This is a genomic window from Bradyrhizobium sp. BRP19, assembly GCF_020194195.1.
GTDB lineage: Bacteria > Pseudomonadota > Alphaproteobacteria > Rhizobiales > Xanthobacteraceae > Bradyrhizobium > Bradyrhizobium yuanmingense.
Map to the genome: position 1 here is coordinate 1 of NZ_JADYVZ010000051.1, position 5,052 is coordinate 5,052.

At 59.5% G+C, this 5,052-nt stretch carries 3 protein-coding genes; 2 read left to right on the forward strand and 1 reads right to left on the reverse strand.

The annotated features are described in order from the left end of the window. Together I6F36_RS38265 and I6F36_RS38270 are read left to right on the forward strand one after the other, a co-directional pair. A partial coding sequence (locus I6F36_RS38265) for a DUF3141 domain-containing protein (RefSeq protein WP_225145764.1) occupies window positions 1–1,715 on the forward strand: 1,715 nt, incomplete at its 5' end. Between the two features lie 389 nt (window positions 1,716–2,104). Beyond that, on the forward strand, window positions 2,105–3,553 hold the full coding sequence (locus I6F36_RS38270; RefSeq protein ID WP_225143889.1) for a hypothetical protein: 1,449 nt from the start codon (window positions 2,105–2,107) through the stop codon (window positions 3,551–3,553). Between the two features lie 133 nt (window positions 3,554–3,686). On the opposite strand, the gene I6F36_RS38275 is transcribed toward I6F36_RS38270, so the two are convergent. Next, complete coding sequence (locus I6F36_RS38275) at window positions 3,687–4,955, reverse strand: IS256 family transposase (protein WP_225143891.1); 1,269 nt, start codon at window positions 4,953–4,955, stop codon at window positions 3,687–3,689. Window positions 4,956–5,052 lie beyond the last annotated feature (97 nt).

The window sequence follows — 5,052 nt, forward strand, 5'->3', positions numbered from 1 at the left end:
CGTTTGTTCGAGAAGTGATCCGCCGGCATCCGCGCGCGCCTCTGCCGGCCATTATCGGCAACTGCCAAGCAGGCTGGGCGACCCTCGTTCTCGCCGCAACAAACCCTGACTTGACAGGACCCATCGTCATCAATGGATCACCGGTGACGGCTGTATCGGGAAACATCGGCGACAACACTTTCCGCTACATTGCCGGCATATTCGGCGGAGTCTGGATCCCGATGCTTCTGTGCGACCTTGGCCAGGGCATGTTTGATGGAGCCAATCTCATACACAATTTCGAGATGCTCAATCCCGAGCGCCGGCTGTTCCTAAAGTACGCCGAGCTTTTCCGCGACGTGGATACGACGCGCGAAAGCTTTCTTGCCACCGAGAAGTGGTGGAGCAGCTTCTGCTTGCTGCACGAAAACGAGATCTGCTGGATTCTCGAAAACTTGTTCATCGGCAACCGGCTCGGCAAGAACATGGCCTACCTGGGATCGGGGCGTCAGCACGTGGATCTCAAGCAGATCCGCGCGCCGATCATCGTGTTTGCCAGCCATGGCGACAAAGTGACGCCGCCCCAGCAGGCTCTGAATTGGATTACAGATGTTTACGAGAACGAGGAGGAGATCCGCGTTCGCGGCCAACACATTATCTATATGGTGCATGACGACATCGGGCACCTCGGCATCTTCGTCTCTTCAAAAGTTGTCAATAGGGAGTTCCGGCAAGTTGCAACCACGCTTGAGGCAATCGAAGCGTTGATGCCTGGCCTCTACGAAATGTGCATCAAAGATGTTCAGGAACATGATGGACGAAAAAGCTTCAGTGTTGAACTAGTCGAACGCAGCTTCAAGGACATCCGGGCATTGAACGACGACTATCGCGATGAGTTCCCTTTCGGTGCGGTTGACCGGGCGTCTGAACTTCAGGCACAGATCTATCACACAATCGCCCGCCCCTTCGTCAGAGCTGCAGTCACAACCTTCACGGCCCAAGCTAGCCGAAGTGTTCACCCGGAGCGCCTGTCGCGAGCGCTAATGTCTTCGCGAAATCTGATGCTGGCTGGCTTCAAGTCCATAAGCGAGCAGGTTCGCCAGTCTCGAGCCAAGGCCAGAGTAGATAATCCATTCCTGCTGGCGGAAGCCTTGTATGTGCAGCATATCGCACATGCGATGATCTGCTGGCGCGACCTGCGCGACATGATGTATGAGCTGATGTTCCACAGCATGTGGAACACTCCTTTGCAGCACTATTTTAGTGATCGCTACGAAGTGCAGGCGAGGCAAATGACGCTAGAAGAATTGAGGTCGCGCCCGGACGTTCAGTTTGCGCTTAAGATGATCGCGACCGGCGGCTTCATCGAGGCCGTCATCCGCATTATGGCGCTGCTTGTGAGCGATCGCGGCGGTATCCGCCGCGACCGTCTCGATCGCTGGTCACGCGTCCTGACGGAGAACGAGCCGTTCCGCTCTGTCCCTTCTGACCGTCTGACTACAATCACTCGCCAACAGACCATCATCGCCACTTTGGAACGGGAGCAAGCAATCGAGACCCTGCCATTGCTGCTGGATGACTCTGAGGAGCGCCGCCGCGCCTACCTGGTCGCACGCTATGTACCCGGTCCCATCGCGGAAATGTCGCCGAAGTCGATCGACCTCCTAGGGCGGTTTGCTCAGGTGCTTGAGCAGCCGCCAATCACCGGCGATGTTACCGAAAATCCTTTGGCGTAAATGAAGGCTGAGTAAAGCGTCGATGCTTGGCGTAAAGGATGACCATTGGCTTGAGCGCCAGGCGTGGCAACTGAGGGCAATGTCGATGCGCCTCGTAGTTGGCACAGGATTTGAAGCCAGTTCGTCCTGCACGTTGTACTCTGACGCTTACGGCTGGAGCGGCCAAACATGTTCGACGCGCGCCTATTGTGTGTTCCGGATCCTGAGCGCTGATGGTACGGAGGGCTCGAATTCAAGAATTGACTTGACGAAAGAAGTGAGCAGATACCGATGCGTTCCCTTTGCAGATAAGAACCAGCCGCGCTGAAGTCGTCGAATCTGGCGACTTCCTCCGGACCGAGCAGAGATATTAGTTGTTGGGGCACTTTCTCCCTGCCGAAATCCGCAGAATGGAGTTCTTCGCCGTGGACCACGATACCATCCGCGCCGAGCTGATGTACTTGGAGTCCCTTGGCTCCCGAATCTCGGGCTCAAAGAGCCACGATCAACTTGTAGAGCATGTCAAACAGCAGTGGGCCGACTTCGGTATGCGAGTTCACGAGGACGTCTTGCATTTCGATCGCTGGAGCATGGCTGCAGAAAATCCCGACGGTCTGCGTCTTAAGATCGACGGGCGCGACATAGCGATCTCTTCGGTCTTTCCCTACTCCGGGACCACCGGCCCCCTAGGGACCGAGAAGCAGTTGTACAGATTGCGCGGTCCAATACCGCGATGGACCAAAGCGCGCGGAGGAATTGCGGTCGTCGAGGTCCGAAATCGGGAGTTCCCGTTTGATGCGGCGGTCAAGACTTGGGATCGGGCGCGTGCATGGGGCAAGACCACTATGCCGCTGCTTCCTGCCACGTTCGCCGGCCTCGGTCTGGCGCGTGCTCGACGAGCTGGCGTTGAGGCGGTGATCTTCGCCTGGCGTGGCATAAGCATTTTCAACGCCAAAGGACAGTACTTACCGTTCACGTTGCCCTACCAGAACATTCCAGCGGTCTTCGTGGCCGGAGACGACGCCGACTTTGTGTTGGACGCCGCCTCACGGGCCAGGCGGGCGACGCTCATCCTTGACGCGGTGATCGAACGAAATAGCGCCATGCGTACAGTATGGGCGGCTGTGGAAGGTCGCGGCGCACCCCACGAAACTGTGCTCGTGGTAAGCCACAGCGATGGTACAAATATTGTCGAGGAGAACGGCCACATCGGTGTGGTCGAACTCGCGCGCCAGACTGTCGCTCACCCATTGGCACGCACGGTCATCTTCGTGTTAACAGCTGGACACCTTCGAATACCGGCGGTGACCGAGGATGGCCAAGCCACTTCGCGCTGGTTGCGGGATCACCCACAATGGTGGGCTGGTGGCCCGGGAGATCGCCACGCGGTGGCGGGCCTGGTGATCGAGCACCTCGGCGCTCGGGAATACCGGGACAATCCCCTCAAAAACACCTACGGGCCGACAGGCAACCCCGCACCCGAACTGCTCTACGCCTCCACCGCGCAGCTGACGGCGCTTATCGAATCAGAGTGGCGTACAACCGGGCAAGCGCCGAGAGTGTCGGCCCCAAACGCGCTCATTCAGTTCGGCGAAGGCCAGCCGCTCTACCTAAAAGGCATCCCAAACATCGCGCTCGTAACCGTGCCGCAGTACCTGTTAAGTATTGAACCGGGCGACTACGTCGACGTCGCTCTTCTGGACAGACAAGTCAGCAGCTTCGCGCGACTGCTGCAACGAATTGACACCATGCCCAGCAACGAAATCGGCACCGTCAAGATGACTACACCACTCGCGAAAGCGGCCGCCGCGCTGCGCGCGATTGGCATTCTCGCTGGCAGCTCGTTGCATTGCCGATGAACCGCCTGCACCAAGCGGCAAACTTATGAAGAGCGTAATTAGCTCGGAGCTCCAGCCAAGCGAACCGATAAAAGCGCCTTTTCGCGTCCGCTTCTTGCTCGGGAGCTATGCGGGATTTTGGGTGATGAGGCGATCAGGCGGCGTGGTTTGCCGGCACGTGGATGACCTCGATGCCGTCGTTGAATCTGACACCTGCGATGACCTTGGGCAACTGATTTGTGCCTTTGAGCCGCCGCCAGGTCTTTGAAGCGGTGATCACCAGCTTGAACACCATCAGCTTGGCGGTGGTCGGCGACAACGAGCCCTTCGTCCGCACGGCTCTGTGCCGCACAGTCGCGAACACGCTTTCGATGGGGTTGGTCGTGCGCAGATGATCCCAATGCTGGGCAGGGAAGTCGTAGAAGGCCAGCAGCGCGTCGCGGTCCTTGGCGAGGCATTCGACCGCCCGGCCGTATTTGGCGCAGTATTTCTCGGCAAAGACGTCGATCGCCGCTTCGGCGGACGCCCGGCTCGGCGCCCAATAGACCTCGCGCAGATCCTTCTTCATGGTGGCCTGCACCGAGAGCGGGACCTTGTCCAGGACGTTGACGGTCTTGTGTACCCAACATCGCTGGTGCCGTGTGCCGGGAAAGACCTCGTCGAGCGCCTTCCAGAAGCCGAGCGCGCCGTCGCCGACGGCAATTTCCGGCGCGATCTGCAATCCGCGCTGTTTGACGTCGATCAGGAGTTCGCGCCAGCTCTGCGCGCTCTCCCGGACGCCGACCTGGAAGCCGATCAGTTCCTTCTTGCCTTCCGGCGTCGCGCCGATCAGCACCAGCATACATTCGCCGTGGTCTTCCATGCGGGCCTGCAGGAAGACCCCATCGGCCCACACGTACACGTATCGCCGCGCCGACAGATCGCGTCTCTGCCAGCGCTCGTACTCGCCCTGCCACTCGGCCGTCAGCCGGGACACCACCGCCGGCGACAGGTTCGGCGCATCCTTGCCCAGCAGGGCCGTCAGCGCCTCCTGGAAGTCGCCGGTCGAGATGCCGCGCAGATAGAGCACTGGCAACAGCGCATCCAGACTTCTGGTTCGCCGCGCCCACAGCGGCAGGATTGCCGAGCTGAACCGGATGCGTTCGCCTTCGCTGGACGCTCCACGGTCGCGAACCTTCGCCCGCGCGACCTCGACCGGGCCGACGCCAGTCTGGATCGTTCGCGTCGGGCCGTAACCATGCCGCACGACACGGGCGCGTCCGTCGGCAAGCTTCAAATCATTCACCGTGGCAAGAAATGTCTCGACTTCGACCTCGACGGCCTGTGCAAGAAGCTGCCGCGCTCCGGCGCGCAGGATATTGGTCAGTGGATCATCGATCTCGTCGGGCTGACGAAGCGGGACAATGTTGCTAGTATCGTTCATGGCGTATCGCTCTCCTCGAGAGGTTCTGGCAGGCTCGACACCCGCCTCGATACGCCGCCTATCTCATTCCGTCAGCACCCACTTTCCCGCATAGCTC